Raw genomic sequence first — 16095 nt, forward strand, 5'->3', positions numbered from 1 at the left:
ACCGAACCGCCGGATACGGACCCGTACGTCCGGTGGTGTGGGAGGGGCGAAGCCGCGAGGCTTCCCCCTATCCCGATCCTCCTCACCATGAGGGTCTACTAGCTAGTGCACCGAGGTAAAGAACCGCGCGAACCGGAAGCCTGACGGCCAGGTCCAGACCGGCTGGCTGCGGATGCCCATGTCCCATGAGCCGACCACTGCGTCGGCGCGGCCGATCAGGTTGTTGACCGGCAGCAGTCCGACGCCGCCGTCGCGCACGGAGACGCGGCTGTCGGCGGAATTGTCCCTGTTGTCGCCGAGCACGAACAGCTCTCCCGGCGGCACGGTGACCTCAGGCGTGTTGTCGAGGCGGCCGTTGTCGCGCATCTTGAAGATCGCGTGGCTGACGCCGTTCGGCAGTGTCTCGACATAGCGATAGGCGGTCTCGGTGTGGCCGCGGTCGTCCTCGGCTTCGCCGCTGCCGTCGGGCTTCAACGTCGCGGGATGGTCGTTGATGAAGAGCTGGCCCTGCCGCATCTGGATGCGGTCGCCGGGCAGGCCGACCACGCGCTTGACCCAGGCCTGCGAGCGGTCGCCGGGCCAGCGAAACACCACGACGTCGCCGCGCTGCGGCGGCTCGCCGAACAGCCGGCCGCTCGACTCCGGCAGCGTGATCTGGATCGGCAGCGAGGCCGTCCCGTAACCATAAGGGTATTTCGACGCGACCAGCGCATCGCCGATCAAAAGCGTCGGCTCCATCGAGCCCGACGGCACGTAGAACGGCTCGGCGATCGCGCCCTTGGCGAGGAACACGACAGCGACGATCGCCGCGAGTTGAGCTGCTTGCGAACGCCAGCTTGTGGGTTTGCTGACCGCCACTTCGTCGTTGCTCACTAGCCGGTTCCTCCTACGGTGATCCGCTCCATGCGCAGCGTCGGCTGGCCAACCCCGACGGGCACACCCTGGCCGTTCTTGCCGCAAGTGCCGATGCCGGTGTCGAGCGCGAGATCGTTGCCGATCATGGTGATGCGGTTGAGGTCGGTCGGCCCGTTGCCGATCAGCATCGCGCCCTTCAGCGGCGCCCCCAGCTTGCCGTTCTCGATCTTGTAGGCCTCGGTGCACTGGAAGACGTATTTGCCCGAGGTGATGTCGACCTGGCCGCCGCCGAAATTGGCGGCATAGATGCCGTTCTTCACCGAGGCGAGGATCTCCGCGGGATCGCTCTTCCCGGCCAGCATGTAGGTGTTGGTCATGCGCGGCATCGGCACATGGGCATAGCTCTGCCGCCGGCCATTGCCGGTCGGCTTCATGTTCATGAGCCGCGCGTTCTGGCGATCCTGCATATAGCCGACCAGGATGCCATCCTCGATCAGCATGGTGCGGTTGGTCGGCGTGCCCTCATCGTCGATCGAGAGCGAGCCGCGGCGCGAGGCCATCGTGCCGTCGTCGACCACGGTGACGCCCTTGGCGGCGACCTGCCGGCCCATGAGGCCTGCGAAGGCCGAAGTCTTCTTGCGGTTGAAATCGCCCTCGAGCCCGTGACCGACGGCTTCATGCAGCATCACGCCGGGCCAGCCGGCGCCCAGCACCACGTCCATCTCGCCGGCCGGCGCCGGCACCGATTCCAGATTGACCAGCGCCTCGCGCAGCGCGCCGTCGGCAGCGTCGCGCCAGGCCTTGGTCTCTATGAAACGGGCGTAACCTTCGCGGCCGCCGTAACCCTTGCTGCCGCTCTCCTGCCGGTCGCCCTGGCCCGCAACCACGGAAATATTGACCCGCACCAGCGGCCGGATGTCGCGATAGCTCTCGCCGTCCGGCCGGACGATTTCCACCACCTGCCAGGTCGCGGTCAGGCTTGCGGAGACCTGCCGCACCCGCGGGTCCTTGTCGCGGATATAGGCGTCGATCTCGCCGAGCAGTTTGACCTTGGCCTCGAAGCCCGGCGCATCCAGCGGGTTCTCGTCGCCGTACAGTTTCACATTCGTGTGCGTCGGTGCCGCGGCGAAGCTGCCGGAATAGCCGCCGCGCACCGCATGCACCGCATCGGCGGCGCGAATCAGCGCCGGCAGCGATACGTCCGAGGAATGCGCGTAGCCGACCGCGTCGTCCTTCACCGCGCGCAGGCCGAACCCCTGGCTGGTGTCATAGGTCGCCTGCTTCAGCCGCCCATTGTCGAACACCAGGGCCTCGGTCTGCCCGAATTCGAGGAACAATTCGCCGTCATCCGCTCCTTGGAGCCCCCGCGTGACCTCGCGGCGTACGGCATCGCGGTCGAGATTGGCGCGGTCGAGCAGGGAGGTTGTGGCGGGACTGGTCATGACGACTCCGAATTCAACGCAATTACATCCCGTTCATGTTTGGCTTGGCCGGGACAGCATCAATCAAGATAGGCGCTGTTGCAGCAATTCGGGAGAGGTTGCCTCACGGCAACTTGTCATATCCCTCCGCCAGCCCGTTCAGGCTGAGCGGAAAGCCGATGCCCTCTTCGGGGGTCTCGAAGATGATGAACGTCGCGGTCTTGGCGCCCCTGAGCTGGCCGAGCAGCTTGTCGTCCATTACGACCTCGGCGACGCAGCCGTTCGGCAGGCAGCGGACGAAGCCGGCGCGGCCGACGTCCTGATTGTCGAGCTTCAGGCCGAGCCCGGAGGGAAGCAGGACGCCCAGCGGCGCGACCACCCGCATCAGGCGGCTCTTCTGGTCGGCGGTCTTCAGCACGATCACGGTGAGGCCGGCATTGGAACGGTCCTCGGCGACCACGCTCTGGATCAGCGCGCATTGCTCGCTCTGGGCGCCCGGCGGGGTGTCGCAGCGGATCTGCCAATCGCCATGGACCGAGCGCACCGCCCCCTGGGCGTGGGCCGCTTGCATCAGGCCCAACATGAACGTGAGCGCTAGCAGGCCGCCCAGCCAGTTGGTGGCACTCCAGCTACGTCCGCTGTGATGTTTCAAAGCGCCCATCCGGGTCGATCCTTTGATGGCCGGCCATGCCGGCTTGGTTTCCCCGGCCAAGGTCCGGTGCATTGCCCGGCTGCCGGCGGCACGCAAAACGACTGATACCGCAATGACGGCGCCTTGAAGGCGATCCCCAAGCAAATCTCGCGCCGTGGTGGGTGCTCTTCGCGCGAATCAGGTTCCTGCGGAGCGCCCAGCCTGTGGGTACATCCAGCAATCGCCCTGTCAAGCGGCGTGGCCCGCGGGAGCGCCGCTATCGCCTGATTTATCGAGAAAATGTCACATCACGGGAATAGCCGATCGCGCATGGCTTGGGGCCCTACTACTGCATTGCGAGCGCCTGCGAATTATGGTTTGAGAGGCTAGATTTCGACGCGTTCTAACGATCTGGCCCCGTACTTTCCGAAGGTGCGTCCGGCAGGCCGTTTGTCAGGGCGGATCGTGCTGCATCCTCGCCGTATGGCGGGGGTGCTAAGGGGATAAATCATAGGGAGCGCGAGCGGCATGAGGATGTCGATGGGCCTGATGGGCCGGCGGTTGCTGGGGGGTGCGGTAGCGGGCATGGCGCTCGCGACCGGCGGGACGGCATTCGCCGAATTGGGGCAGCCGGCGCCCTGGGAAGTCACCCTGCAGCAGGCGGGCTCCCCGGTGATGGAGAACATCGTCTGGTTTCATAACTTCCTGCTGGTGGTCATCACTGTGATCACGCTGTTCGTGCTGGCGCTGCTCGTCATGGTGGTGATGAAGTTCAACGCGCGCGCGAATCCGGTCCCCTCCAGGACCACCCACAACACGCTGATCGAGGTAGCGTGGACGCTGGTTCCGGTGCTGATCCTGGTCTGCATCGCGGTGCCGTCGTTCCGCCTCCTGTTCCTGCAGCTCGACGTGCCGAAGTCGGACCTGACCATCAAGGTCACCGGCAAGCAGTGGTATTGGTCCTACGCCTACCCGGATAACGGCAAGTTCGAGTTCGACTCGCTGCTTGCCCAGGACAAGCAGCCGCGGCTGCTCGGCGTCGACAATGAGATGGTGGTGCCGGTCAACAAGGTGATCCGGATCCAGACCACCGGGGCGGACGTCATCCACTCGTTTGCGGTGCCGGCCTTCGGCATCAAGATCGACTCGATCCCGGGCCGTCTCAACGAGACCTGGTTCAAGGCCACCAAGACCGGCATGTATTACGGCCAGTGTTCCGAACTGTGCGGCAAGGACCATGCGTTCATGCCGATCGCGGTGCGAGTCGTCGAGGATCAGGAATTCGCGAGCTGGGTGGATGCCGCGAAGAAGAAATTTGCCAGCAACCCGGCGAACTCATACGCCTCGGTTGGTCAGGCGGCGCAGTAGGGCTGCAAGCCCGGGGGCGGGCTTCGCGCATCGGAAGAATAAGGGCGATGGGACCGCAAAGGTCCAAAAGGGAATTGGCTTAAGGATCTAGGACATGGCAACAGGCGCAGCGACACACGATCACGCCCATGATGATCACGGCCATCCGACCGGATGGCGCCGCTATCTCTACTCCACGAACCATAAGGACATCGGCACGATGTACCTTATCTTCGCGGTCATTGCGGGCATCATCGGGGCTGCGATGTCGATCGCGATCCGCGCCGAGCTGATGTATCCGGGCGTGCAGATTTTCCACGAGTCCCACACCTACAACGTGTTCGTGACCTCGCACGGCCTGATCATGATCTTCTTCATGGTCATGCCGGCGATGATCGGCGGGTTCGGCAACTGGTTCGTGCCGCTGATGATCGGCGCGCCCGACATGGCGTTCCCGCGCATGAACAACATCTCGTTCTGGCTTTTGCCGGCCTCTTTCGCGCTGCTCTTGATCTCGACCTTCGTCGAGGGCGAACCGGGCGCCAACGGCGTCGGCGCCGGCTGGACCATGTACGCGCCGCTGTCGACCTCGGGTCACCCGGGGCCGGCAGTCGACTTCGCGATCCTGTCGCTGCATCTCGCCGGCGCCTCCTCGATCCTGGGCGCGATCAACTTCATCACCACGATCTTCAACATGCGCGCACCGGGCATGACGCTGCACAAGATGCCGCTGTTCGTGTGGTCGATCCTGGTGACGGTGTTCCTGCTGTTGCTGTCGCTGCCGGTGCTCGCCGGCGCCATCACCATGCTGCTCACCGACCGCAACTTCGGCACCGCCTTCTTCGCCCCCGACGCCGGCGGCGACCCGGTGCTGTTCCAGCACCTGTTCTGGTTCTTCGGCCATCCCGAAGTGTACATCCTGATCCTGCCGGCCTTCGGCATGATCAGCCAGATCGTCTCGACTTTCTCGCGCAAACCGGTGTTCGGCTATCTCGGCATGGCCTACGCGATGGTCGCGATCGGCGGCATCGGCTTCGTGGTGTGGGCGCACCACATGTACACGGTCGGCATGTCGTCGGCGACGCAGGCCTATTTCGTCGCCGCCACCATGGTGATCGCGGTCCCGACCGGCGTGAAGATCTTCTCCTGGATCGCGACCATGTGGGGCGGCTCGATCGAGTTCAAGGTGCCGATGATCTGGGCGATCGGCTTCATCTTCCTGTTCACGGTCGGCGGTGTCACCGGCGTCGTGCTGGCGAATGCCGGCGTCGACCGCGTGCTGCAGGACACCTACTACGTGGTGGCGCACTTCCACTACGTGCTGTCGCTGGGCGCCGTGTTCGGCATCTTCGCGGGCTGGTACTACTGGTTCCCGAAGATGTTCGGCTACATGTACAGCGAGACCATCGGCAAGCTGCACTTCTGGTTCACCTTCATCGGCGTGAACCTGGTGTTCTTCCCGCAGCACTTCCTCGGTCTCTCGGGCATGCCGCGCCGCTATGTCGACTATCCGGACGCGTTCGCCGGCTGGAACCTGGTCTCCTCGATCGGCTCCTACATCTCCGGCTTCGGCGTGCTGATCTTCATCTACGGTGTGATCGACGCCTTCGTCCGCAAGGAGCAAGCGGCCGCCAACCCGTGGGGCGCCGGCGCCACCACGCTGGAATGGACGCTGTCCTCGCCGCCGCCCTTCCACCAGTTCGAAGTGCTGCCGCGCGTGCAGTAAAGGAAACAGCGACGCGCCCTTCACGGGCGCGTCGCGCTCTCTGCTTGATTTAAGGGAACGAATCTATCGTGTCGGTTGTCGATCACAACGCCATCGAGTTGCCGCGGATCTCCGAGGCCGAGGTCGGCGACTACATCGCGCTTTTGAAGCCGCGGGTGATGTCGCTGGTGATCTTCACCGCGCTGGTCGGCCTGATGATCGCGCCGGGTCACGTCCATCCGGTGCTGGCCTTCACCTCGATCCTCTGCATCGCGGTCGGTGCAGGCGCCTCAGGCGCGCTGAACATGGCCTATGAAGGCGATATCGACGCGTTGATGACGCGCACCGCCAACCGGCCGATCCCACGCGGCCGCATCACAAGTGGAGAAGCCACCGCCTTCGGCCTGACGCTCGCGTTCTTCTCGGTGATGACGCTCGGCATCCTCGTCAACTGGGTCGCGGGCGCGCTGCTGGCCTTCACGATCTTCTTCTATGTGGTGGTCTACACGATGTGGCTGAAGCGCTGGACCGCGCAGAACATCGTGATCGGCGGCGCCGCCGGCGCGCTGCCGCCGGTGGTGGCCTGGGCGGCCGCAACCGGCTCGTTGTCGATCGAGCCCGTGCTGTTGTTCCTGATCATCTTCTTCTGGACCCCGCCGCATTTCTGGGCCCTGGCGCTGTTCCGCAGCGACGACTACGCCCGCGCCGGCGTGCCGATGCTGCCGGTGGTCGCCGGTCCCGACGCGACCCGGCTGCAGATCCTGCTCTACACGATCGTGCTCGTCGCGATCGCGGTGGCGCCGTGGCCGCTCGGCTATTTCGATGCGGTCTATGGCGTGGCCTCGCTCCTGCTCGGGTCGGGCATGCTGTGGCTCGCGGTCGACGTCTATCGCCGCCGCGAGGGCAAGGAAGCCAATCGCGCCTGCCGCAAATTGTTTGCTTTCTCCATTTTTTATTTGTTCGCGCTGTTCGCGACCTTGCTGATCGAGGTTGCCTTCCGCACCGTTGCAGCATGGGTCGGGTAGGGAGCGCATGAACACGCAATGGATGACAAACGCGAGCAGGAAGGAATTGTTCTTACCGAGGCGCAGCTCAGGAGCCGCCGCCAGCGCTCGATCGCCATTGCGCTCGCGCTCGGTGTGCTGGTTGTGCTGTTCTTCGCGGTCACCCTGGTCAAGGGCCCGGCCGTCCTGGTGCGGCCGATCTGAGATGTGATCGAGATGGCGCAAGAGACGACCACGCCCAAGCAGTCCGGCACGAGCCAAAAGGCGTCCCGCCGCACGTTGACGCGTGACGCGGTGGTTGCCTCGATCTGCGGCTTCGTCGTCGTGCTGATGGTCGGCGCGTCCTATGCGGCCGTGCCCTTCTACAACTGGTTCTGCCGCGCCACCGGTTTCAACGGCACCACCCAGGTCGCGACCTCCGCGCCGGTGGAGGGGCCGCTTGCCCGCAAGATCGAGGTCCGCTTCGATGCCAATGTCGCGCCGGGCTTGCCCTGGAAGTTCGAGCCCGAGCAGAACGAGATCGAAGTCAGGATCGGCGAAGTCGTCACCGTCTTCTACACAGTGACCAACCAGTCGACGCGGACCACGACGGCCCAGGCGGCTTACAATGTCGCGCCGCTGACGGTCGGGGCCTATTTCCAGAAGATCAACTGCTTCTGCTTCACCGAACAGACCCTGGCGCCGGGCGAGAAGCGCGAGATGCCTGTCGTGTTCTATGTCGATCCGGCGCTGGTCGCCGACCGCGAGAACGACAGCCTGAAATCGATCACCTTGTCCTACACTTTCTATTCCGTGCGCGATCCGGTCCCGAAGCCAGTGGCCTCCGGCGAGCAGGACAAGCGCAAGGGCAATCTTTGAATTTCTGAGACGAATACGTGCCTGACGGCACGCGAACGGAGAGACTGCAATGGCTGAGGCGCACGTCAAGCATCACGATTACCATCTCGTCGATCCGAGCCCCTGGCCGGTGGTCGGTTCGATCTCGGCCTTCATCATGTGCTTCGGCGCCATCGGCTGGATGCATCACATGTTCACGGGCGCGCCGATCGTGTTCGGCATCGGCGTGATCGGCGTGCTCTACACCATGGCGAGCTGGTGGGGCGACGTGATCCGCGAGGCGCAGTACAAGGGCGACCACACCCGCGTGGTGCAACTCCATCACCGTTACGGCATGATCCTGTTCATCGCCTCCGAGGTGATGTTCTTCGTCGCCTGGTTCTGGGCGTTCTTCAACGCTGCGCTGTTCCCGGCCGATCCGGTCCATGCCGCTCGCGATGCGATCTTCGGTTGCGGTGCGGGCACCGCCGCCGGAGCTTGCGCCGTGCCGGGCACCTGGCCGCCGCATGGCATCGAGACCTTCGATCCCTGGCACCTGCCGCTGCTCAACACGCTGCTGCTGCTCACCTCCGGCACCACCGTGACCTGGGCCCACCATGCGCTCTTGGAAAACGACCGCCAGGGCCTCAAATACGGCCTGATCCTGACCGTGCTGCTCGGCGCGGCCTTCACCTGCGTGCAGGCCTATGAATACGCCCACGCGACGTTCTCGTTTGGCGGCAATGTCTACGGCTCCGTGTTCTTCATGGCGACCGGCTTCCACGGCGCCCACGTGATCATCGGCACCATCTTCCTCCTGGTCTGCCTGTTCCGCGCCTATGCCGGCCACTTCACGCCCAAGCAGCACCTCGGCTTCGAGTTCGCCGCCTGGTATTGGCACTTCGTCGACGTGGTCTGGCTGTTCCTGTTCATCTGCATCTACGTGTGGGGCCGCGGCGCCGAAGCCATGGCGCACGCCGCGCATTAACCCGCCGCGATGTGCTAGAAGGGGGCGGCCCGACGGCCGCCCTTTTGGTTTTTGGAAGCGAAGATCGAACCACTTGATGCCTGCCGACACTCCTCCGACGGTTACCGAGAGCGCGCTCCGCGGCATCGCCTGTCGCTGTCCACGCTGCGGCAAGGGCAAGCTCTATGCGGGCTTCCTCACGCTCGCTCCGCGCTGCGAGAGTTGCGAGCTGGATTATGCCTTCATCGATTCCGGTGACGGACCGGCGATCTTCATCATCATGCTGGCCGGCGCGATCGTGGTCGCCTGCGCGCTGATCGTAGAGGTCAAGTACCAGCCGCCATTCTGGGTGCATGCGGTGCTCTGGCTGCCGCTCATCGTCGTCACCACCTTGCTGCCGCTGCGTTCGATGAAATCGCTTCTGATCGCACTCCAGTTCCACCACAAGGCGGCGGAGGGCCGGCTGATCAAGCGCGAGCAGAAATGACCGCACCATCCTCGTACCGGCGCGGTGCCGCCGGCTTCGGCATTTTCACGTTGATCCTGGTGGTGGTGTTCACGAGCCTCGGGATCTGGCAATTGCAGCGCCGGGTCGAGAAGCATGCGCTGATCGCGGCCCTCAACGAGCGCCTGGCGGGGGCGCCCGAAGCGCTGCCGCAGCCTTCGCAATGGGCTGCGCTCCGTCCGGTGAGCGACGAATTCCGCCGCGTCACGGTTACGGCGACCTATGCGAAGCTGCCGGATGCGATGGTGTTCAGCTCCGGCTCCGCGGTCCGCGACGACATTTCCGGTTCCGGCACCTGGGCGTTTCTCCCGGCGCGCCTGCCTGACGGCGAGATCGTCGTGGTCAATGCCGGCTTCGTGCAGAACACGATGCAGGATCGTGCCCAGCAGGATCGGGCGGCCGCACCCCTGATCACGGGCGAACCGGTCAAGCTGACCGGCTATCTCCGCTTTCCCGAAAGCGCCGGCTCGCTGACGCCGAAGGAAGATCCGGCAAAGCGCCTGTGGTTCGTCCGCAATCATCTGGTGATGGCAAGCGCACTTGGCTGGGGCGAGGGCGGCAAGACAGTCGCGCCCTTCTACATCGATCTGGAGTCGCCCGTGCCCGACAGCGGCATTCCCAAGCCGGGACCGCTGAAGGTCAATCTCAAGGACGACCACATGCAATACGCCATCACCTGGTTCACGCTAGCCGTGGCGGTGCTGATCGTCTTCGCATTGTGGTTTCGCGGCCAACGTCGGATCAGATCCGAGTAGCTCGGACGCAGTACCGTAGCCCGGGTGGAGCGTCAGCGTAACCCGGGACCGCTTACACCGACGCAGATGTCCCGAGTTACGCGTTCCGCTCCACCCGGGCTACGAGCTCATGGTCTAGCCAAGCGCGCTGTCGCCGACCGGCAGGCAGCAGCGCACGATGGTCCGTCCGTCTTTGCGCACCAGCTCGAGCGTGCCGCTCAGCGCGCGCGCCCGTTCCTGCATCCCCGTCAGCCCGCGGCCGAAGACAGAGTCCTTGGGAAGGCCGATACCGTCGTCGGATACCTCCACGATCAGCTCCGCCGCCTTCATCGAAGCCTCCACGGTGACCGAGCGGGCGCGGGCATGGCGCAGCACGTTGGTGATGCTCTCCTGGATCACGCGATAGACGGTTTGCGAGAGCAGCCCCTCGATCGCATTCAGCCTGCCGTCGATCTGCGAGACGAGCTTAAGCCCGGGCGCTTGTGCGCGCGCATACTGCAACAAGGTCTCGATGCTGTTCTCCAGTCCCAATTCCTGGATGTAGAGCGGCCGCAGCCGGTCGAGGATGCGGCGGTTGGCCTGCTGCAGCGCTTCGACCGATTGCAGGATGCCGTCGGCGGAGGCCGCAAGTTGCAGGTTGCCATGCGGGATCGCTTCGAGCAGCGCAACCGCCTTGGCGCGAATGCCGAACAATAGCGGTCCGAGCTCGTCGTGCAGTTCGCGCGCCATGTCGCGCCGCTCGTCGTCCTGCAACGAGACGATACGGCGCAGCAAACCTCGATTGTCCTGGCTCAGCCGGCAGAGCGTCCGGGCAAGTTCGTTGGCTTCCTCGGCGCTTCGGCGGATCTCCGGCGGGCCTGACTGGGGGATGAGCTGCTTATAATCACCCCCGCGCATGCGGGTGAGGCCTTCGCCGAGATCCTGCAGAGGGCGCAGCGCGGCGCCGGCGGTGAAATGGGCGATAATACCGGTAAGCAGCGTCAGCGCGACCGCGGAGAATGTGATCGCAACAAAGCCGATCCATTTCTCGAAGATATCGGCCGACAGGTCGGGCGAGAAAATGATCTGGCCGACCTGCTTGCCTTCGATCCGGACGGGGAACGATGCGCCGATCTCCGGTATCGTGAGCAGGTCCACGAACCATCGTGGCACCCGTCCGATCGGGGTTTGCACCTCGACCGGGGGCGGGCGGCTTGCGCCGTCGGGTCGGAAGCGGATGGCTTCGGACGTGCCTAGCGCCTGCGCAAAGGCATCCAGCGTCGCTTGCGGATTGGCCGAGGTCCCAAGCGCGCTGTTGAGCGCGTCTGCAACCACCCTGGCCGAACGTGCGGCCGGTGCGTTCTCGTCCGACAGTTGTTCCGGCACGAAGAGCTGTAGCGAAATCGCTCCGACCAGGAGCGCGGCCACGAACATGATACCGAGCGGAAGGAAGAACCGCGTTCGGAGCGAACATCTTTTCCACATTTGGATAATTCTAATTCGCTCCGGCGGTTTTCCCTTTTCACAGGTTCCCGGCCATCTATGTTCTGGATACAGAATGCAAGTGATGCAAGATACGCCGAAACCGGCCACAAGAATATTGATTGTCGATGACCACCCGGTCGTGTTGTCCGGGTGCCGGTCCTTGTTCGCTTCCGACAGCTCGGTGAAGATCGAGGAAGCCACCGACGCCAAGTCGGGGCACCGCGCCTATGTCAGCAAGAAGCCCGATGTTACCGTAGTCGACATCAACCTCCCGGATGTTTCCGGGTTCGAGCTGATGCGCCGGATTCGCAAGGAAGATCCCGAGGCCAGGATCATCATGTTCAGCATGAACGACGATCCGGCCTTCGTGGTCCGCGCGGTGGAAGCAGGCGCCCAGGGCTATGTCTCGAAGACCGACGACCCCAGGGTGTTCGTGAAAGCCGTTCGCAAGGTCGCGGCCGGGGACAATTTCATATCGCCGCACCTTGCCGAGGCCGTGACCTTTTCGGGCGCCGCCATCAAGGCCAATCCGGCCTCGCTGATGTCGCCACGCGAACTGGAAATCCTGCGACTGCTCGGCCGGGGCGACAAGATCGGCGAGGTCGCCGCGGCGCTCAACATCTCCTACAAGACCGTCGCCAACACAACCTCGCTTCTGAAGCAGAAGCTCGGCGCCAAGAGCCATTCCGATCTGATCCGTATCGCCGTCGAGATGGGGTTGAGCTGACCCTTAATCGCCTGCGGAACTGGTCGCGCCCGAAGGCGCGACCGTTCCCATCGCTTGCATTCGCTTCTGCCGGGGCAATTCGGGAACAGCAGGGCGGTGCAGGCGATTCCTAGAGCTTGTTTCGGTTCTGATGCAACGTGCCGGAGCATCGGCCACGCCGCTGGTCGCTGCTCCCCTTGCCTCGATGGCGGACATAAACGGGAAAAAGCGGCAATGGTTCCGAGGCGCCAGAGATCGGCGATCCATCGCGTCCTGACGGCCCGAGAAAGAACGGCAGTGCGACTGCCATCGTGAAGCCAGCGATAGATTGGCGCATCCCAGCGCGCTTGACGGTGCACCTCCGTCAAGCCGGCCAGCCGGCCGTGCTTTGCGGCAGCGCCGCACAAGAAGCGGTTTCCCCTTGGCGCGAAAACCCTTTATGGTGGCGCTTCGAGTCCGCGCAGCGAGAACTCGATAAATTCCATGATATCAAGGGCTTAAGGTAAAGGCTTGAGCCTTTGGAGGGCGGTTTGACGCGGTATGTTTCGACCCGGGGAGAGGCCCCGGCTCTCGGTTTCTGTGATGTGATGCTGACCGGGCTCGCCCGCGACGGCGGTCTGTACGTGCCCGAAAGCTGGCCGGTCCTGTCGCGCGAGACCATCGCCGGTTTCTTCGGACGGCCCTATTGGGAAGTCGCGGTCGACGTCATCCGCCCGTTCGCGGGCGGCGAGATTTCCGATCCCGATCTCGGTCGCATGGCGAACGAAGCCTATGCAACGTTCCGCCATCCCGCGGTCGTGCCGCTCGACCAGATCGGCCCGAATCAATTCCTGCTGGAGCTGTTCCACGGCCCGACGCTGGCGTTCAAGGACGTCGCGATGCAGTTGATCTCGCGGCTGATGGATCATGTGCTGGCGAAGCGTTCACAGCGCACCACGATCGTGGTCGCGACCTCGGGCGATACCGGCGGCGCCGCGGTCGAGGCCTTTGCCAATCTCGACAATGTCGACCTCGTCGTGCTGTTCCCGCAAGGGCGCATCTCCGAGGTGCAGCGGCGGATGATGACGACGACCGGCGCCGCCAACATCCATGCGCTGGCAATCGAAGGCACCTTCGACGATTGCCAGGCGATCGTGAAGGGGCTCTTCAACCATCACGACTTCCGCGATGCGGTGTCGCTGTCGGGCGTGAACTCAATCAACTGGGCGCGGGTCGTGGCGCAGGTGGTCTACTATTTCACCTCGGCGGTCGCGCTCGGCGCGCCGGAGCGGACGGTGGACTTCACGGTGCCGACCGGGAATTTCGGCGACATCTTTGCAGGCTATGTCGCCAAGCGCATGGGCTTGCCGATCCGGTCCTTGCGGATCGCGGCCAACGTCAACGACATCCTGCCGCGCACGCTGAAGACCGGCATCTACGAGGTGCGCGAGGTTCACGCCACGACCTCGCCGTCGATGGACATCCAGGTGTCCTCGAATTTCGAGCGGCTGTTGTTCGAGGCAAGCCGGCGCGACGCTGACAGCGTGCGGCGGCTGATGGATTCGCTGAAGCAGTCCGGCCGCTTCGTGTTGCCGGCTGCGATGTTGGCTGCGATCCGCGAGGAGTTCGACGCAGGCAAGGCGGACGAGACCGAGACTGCGGCCGCGATCCGCGCCGCCTGGCGCGAGGCGGGGGATCTCGTCGATCCCCACACCGCGGTGGCGCTGGCGGTCGCCGACCGCGACAGCGCCGATTCGAGGATTCCCAATATCGTGCTGTCGACCGCGCATGCGGCCAAGTTCCCCGATGCGGTCGAGGCCGCCTGCGGGGTGCGACCGCATTTGCCGGCCTGGCTCGACGGATTGATGACCAAACCCGAACACCTCAAGGTGATGAAAAGCGATCAGGCGGAAGTCGAAAAGTTCGTATTGTCGGTGAGTCGCGCCGCCAAGCAGGGAGTAGCCGGATGAGCGTTGAGATTACCAAGTTGCCGTCCGGATTGACTGTCGTCACCGACACCATGCCGCATCTGGAGACGGCCGCGCTCGGCGTGTGGGCCGGCGTCGGCGGACGCGACGAAAAGCCGAACGAGCACGGGATATCCCACCTGCTCGAGCACATGGCGTTCAAGGGCACGACGCGCCGCTCCTCGCGCGAGATCGTCGAGGAGATCGAGGCCGTGGGCGGCGATCTCAACGCCGGCACCTCGACCGAGACCACGGCCTATTACGCGCGCGTGATGAAGGCGGATGTGCCGCTGGCGCTCGACGTGCTCGCCGACATCCTCACCAATCCCTCCTTCGTGCCTGATGAGCTCGAGCGCGAGAAGAGCGTCATCGTGCAGGAGATCGGCGCGGCACAGGATACGCCCGACGACGTCGTGTTCGAGCACCTGAACGAGCTCTGCTATCCCGACCAGCCGATGGGCCGCTCCCTGCTCGGCACCGCCAAGACGCTCAAGGGGTTCGACCGCGACATGCTGCGCGGCTACCTCGCAACTCATTACCGCGGGCCCGATATGGTGATCTCCGCTGCCGGCGCGGTGGACCACAAGCGGATCGTCGAAGAGGCAACGCAGAAGTTCGCAAGCTTCGACGCAGCGCCCGCGCCGAAGCCGCTGGCGGCCATGTTCGGCAAGGGCGGTTCCCGCGTCGTGCACCGCGACCTCGAACAGGCGCATCTGACGCTGGCGCTGGAAGGCGTGCCGCAGACCGACCTGTCGCTGTTCTCGCTGCAGGTGTTCACCAACACGCTCGGCGGCGGGATGTCGTCGCGGCTGTTCCAGGAGGTGCGGGAGAAGCGGGGGCTGTGCTACTCGATCTACACCTTCCACGCCCCCTATAGCGACACCGGCTTTTTCGGCCTCTACACCGGCACTGATCCGTCGGATGCGCCGGAAATGATGGAAGTGATCGTGGACGTGATGAATGAGGCCGTGGAGACCCTGACCGAGGCCGAGGTCGCCCGCGCCAAGGCGCAGATGAAGGCGGGGCTGTTGATGGCGCTGGAGAGCTGTTCCTCGCGCGCCGAGCAGTTGGCACGGCATGTGCTAGCCTATGGCAGGCCGCTGACGGTGGACGAACTGGTCAGCCGGATCGATTCGGTGAGTGTCGAATCGACCCGCAATGCCGCCCGTGCGCTGCTCGCGCGCAGCCGGCCCGCGGTGGTGGCGCTCGGCAGCGGCAGAGGTCTGGACACGGCGGTGTCTTTTGCGGAAGGATTGACCCGGTCGAAGGCGAAGACGCTCCTGCACTAGACCGGCAGCCCCGATAGCGGGCAGGGAGTTCAAGGGCATGGCCCTGTTTCGTTTGCCATCCAGCGGACCGGCCGCCCTGATGCCGCGCGGTCATGGACTGCTGCTACGTGCGCCGCAAATGGCCGACTTTCCGCAGTGGGCGCAATTGCGCGAATTGAGCCGCGCTTATCTTACGCCATGGGAGCCGATCTGGCCGTCCGATGATTTGACCCGTTCGGGCTTCCGCCGCCGCCTGCGCCGCTATGCCGAGGACATCGCTGCTGACCGCTCCTATCCCTTCATCATCTTCCGCGAAGTGGACGGAGTGATGGTCGGCGGCATCACGCTCGCCAACGTCCGCCGCGGCATCGTGCAGGCCGGCACCATCGGCTATTGGGTCGGCGAGCCCTATGCGCAGCGCGGCTACATGACCACGGCGCTGCGGGTGCTGTTGCCCTCGCTGTTCGGAGAGCTCAATCTGCACCGCATCGAGGCCGCTTGCATCCCCTCCAACGCGCCCTCGATCCGCGTCCTGGAGAAATGCGGATTCACCCGCGAGGGCCTGGCGCGGCGCTATCTCTGCATCAATGGCATCTGGCAGGATCACCTGCTGTTTGGCCTGTTGCACGAGGATTTCCGGGGTTAATACCGGGTTCTTAGCGCTGGTTAGCGCCTTTGTTGGTGCCTTGGGTTCGCCGCCATTGCGCTGCTATAACGCCGCTCGGG

At 64.4% G+C, this 16095-nt stretch carries 16 protein-coding genes; 12 read left to right on the plus strand and 4 right to left on the minus strand.

What is annotated here, in order from left to right; translation table 11 throughout:
- Nucleotides 1-102: 102 nt before the first annotated feature.
- From lepB to AAFX91_RS04905, 3 genes are all read right to left on the minus strand, one after another.
- Nucleotides 103-873: a signal peptidase I gene (lepB, locus tag AAFX91_RS04895; RefSeq protein ID WP_394565727.1), complete on the minus strand. Its 771-nt coding sequence runs from the start codon at nt 871-873 to the stop codon at nt 103-105.
- Nucleotides 873-2297, minus strand: coding sequence for a metalloprotease TldD (tldD, locus tag AAFX91_RS04900; RefSeq protein ID WP_282532219.1), 1425 nt, complete (start codon nt 2295-2297; stop codon nt 873-875). The genes lepB and tldD overlap by 1 nt, the downstream gene beginning before the upstream one ends.
- Nucleotides 2298-2400: 103 nt before the next feature.
- The gene (locus AAFX91_RS04905; protein ID WP_394565728.1) at nt 2401-2937 is read right to left on the minus strand and encodes an invasion associated locus B family protein; all 537 of its coding nucleotides are present in this window, start codon (nt 2935-2937) and stop codon (nt 2401-2403) included.
- A 498-nt stretch (nt 2938-3435) separates the two neighbouring features.
- Here AAFX91_RS04905 and coxB point away from each other — a divergent pair, with 498 nt between their 5' ends.
- The 8 genes from coxB (at nt 3436) to AAFX91_RS04945 (ending at nt 10006) form a co-directional block, all read left to right on the plus strand.
- Nucleotides 3436-4275: a cytochrome c oxidase subunit II gene (gene coxB / locus AAFX91_RS04910; protein ID WP_130582505.1), complete on the plus strand. Its 840-nt coding sequence runs from the start codon at nt 3436-3438 to the stop codon at nt 4273-4275.
- Between the two features lie 94 nt (nt 4276-4369).
- The gene (ctaD, locus tag AAFX91_RS04915; protein ID WP_282532218.1) at nt 4370-5980 is read left to right on the plus strand and encodes a cytochrome c oxidase subunit I; all 1611 of its coding nucleotides are present in this window, start codon (nt 4370-4372) and stop codon (nt 5978-5980) included.
- 68 nt (nt 5981-6048) lie between these two features.
- Nucleotides 6049-6984, plus strand: coding sequence for a heme o synthase (locus AAFX91_RS04920; protein ID WP_130582504.1), 936 nt, complete (start codon nt 6049-6051; stop codon nt 6982-6984).
- 18 nt (nt 6985-7002) lie between these two features.
- Entirely contained in the window at nt 7003-7167 is a 165-nt protein-coding gene (locus tag AAFX91_RS04925) for a hypothetical protein (RefSeq protein ID WP_028167936.1), read from the plus strand.
- Nucleotides 7168-7179: 12 nt separating this feature from the next.
- The gene (locus tag AAFX91_RS04930) at nt 7180-7821 is read left to right on the plus strand and encodes a cytochrome c oxidase assembly protein (protein WP_394565729.1); all 642 of its coding nucleotides are present in this window, start codon (nt 7180-7182) and stop codon (nt 7819-7821) included.
- A 49-nt stretch (nt 7822-7870) separates the two neighbouring features.
- Nucleotides 7871-8767, plus strand: a complete 897-nt coding sequence (locus tag AAFX91_RS04935; protein WP_394565730.1) for a cytochrome c oxidase subunit 3 — start codon at nt 7871-7873, stop codon at nt 8765-8767.
- 76 nt (nt 8768-8843) lie between these two features.
- On the plus strand, nt 8844-9233 hold the full coding sequence (locus AAFX91_RS04940) for a DUF983 domain-containing protein (RefSeq protein WP_394565731.1): 390 nt from the start codon (nt 8844-8846) through the stop codon (nt 9231-9233).
- Entirely contained in the window at nt 9230-10006 is a 777-nt protein-coding gene (locus AAFX91_RS04945) for an SURF1 family protein (RefSeq protein WP_394565732.1), read from the plus strand. Before AAFX91_RS04940 ends, AAFX91_RS04945 begins: the two co-directional genes overlap by 4 nt.
- A 114-nt stretch (nt 10007-10120) precedes the next feature.
- On the opposite strand, the gene AAFX91_RS04950 is transcribed toward AAFX91_RS04945, so the two are convergent.
- Complete coding sequence (locus tag AAFX91_RS04950) at nt 10121-11398, minus strand: histidine kinase (RefSeq protein WP_394565733.1); 1278 nt, start codon at nt 11396-11398, stop codon at nt 10121-10123.
- Nucleotides 11399-11531: 133 nt separating this feature from the next.
- Here AAFX91_RS04950 and AAFX91_RS04955 point away from each other — a divergent pair, with 133 nt between their 5' ends.
- The 4 genes from AAFX91_RS04955 to AAFX91_RS04970 all read left to right on the plus strand — a co-directional run bounded on the left by AAFX91_RS04955 (nt 11532) and on the right by AAFX91_RS04970 (nt 16015).
- Entirely contained in the window at nt 11532-12176 is a 645-nt protein-coding gene (locus AAFX91_RS04955) for a response regulator (RefSeq protein ID WP_394565758.1), read from the plus strand.
- Between the two features lie 509 nt (nt 12177-12685).
- A complete protein-coding gene (thrC, locus tag AAFX91_RS04960; protein WP_394565734.1) occupies nt 12686-14104 on the plus strand; it encodes a threonine synthase in 1419 nt (472 codons plus the stop codon).
- A complete protein-coding gene (locus AAFX91_RS04965) occupies nt 14101-15390 on the plus strand; it encodes a M16 family metallopeptidase (protein WP_394565735.1) in 1290 nt (429 codons plus the stop codon). The genes thrC and AAFX91_RS04965 overlap by 4 nt, the downstream gene beginning before the upstream one ends.
- 37 nt (nt 15391-15427) lie before the next feature.
- Nucleotides 15428-16015, plus strand: a complete 588-nt coding sequence (locus AAFX91_RS04970) for a GNAT family N-acetyltransferase (RefSeq protein WP_130583842.1) — start codon at nt 15428-15430, stop codon at nt 16013-16015.
- The last annotated feature ends 80 nt before the right edge of the window (nt 16016-16095 follow it).

Origin of the sequence: Bradyrhizobium sp. 31Argb (genome assembly GCF_043638955.1) — a bacterium.
GTDB lineage: Bacteria > Pseudomonadota > Alphaproteobacteria > Rhizobiales > Xanthobacteraceae > Bradyrhizobium.